This is a genomic window from Streptomyces sp. NPDC127092 (assembly GCF_042722475.1).
Taxonomy (GTDB): Bacteria; Actinomycetota; Actinomycetes; order Streptomycetales; family Streptomycetaceae; genus Streptomyces.
In genome coordinates this window covers 765-1,140 of record NZ_JBHXFE010000356.1, presented here as the reverse complement: position 1 = coordinate 1,140, position 376 = coordinate 765, and the positions used below count along the sequence as shown (strand labels likewise).

General features: G+C 74.7%; 1 protein-coding gene. It reads right to left on the bottom strand.

Translation table 11 applies throughout. The features are described from left to right. On the bottom strand, positions 1 to 366 hold a 366-nt coding region (locus tag ACFWJO_RS40390; RefSeq protein WP_386873352.1), incomplete at its 3' end, for a DUF664 domain-containing protein. Between the last annotated feature and the right edge of the window lie 10 nt (positions 367 to 376).

Here is a 376-nt window from a genome sequence, read left to right as displayed (position 1 = left end):
CCAGGGGACCCGCCCCCGCGCGTCGAGGACGAGGGCCTCGATGGTCGCGTCCGCGTGGGCGAAGCAGCGGCGGGCGAACTCGAGGACGTCCTCGAGGGACTCACCCTCGGCGGCGAACAGGTCCGCGCCGTCCTCCTCGCCCACCCCCGGCGCGTCCCAGGGCAGGGGGATGCCGGCGGGGCGGCCGAAGACCTCGCCGAAGTACTCGAGCTCGCACGTGGCCGCGTGCTTGAGCAGGCCCAGCAGGTTGGTGCCGGTGGGGGTGCGGGGCAGGCGGACCTCCCGCTCGGGCAGGCCGTCCAGCTTCGCGAAGAGGGCGTCGCGCTGCCGGCGCAGCCCCTGATGGAGGATCTCCTTGTGGTCCATGGGGTGAGCC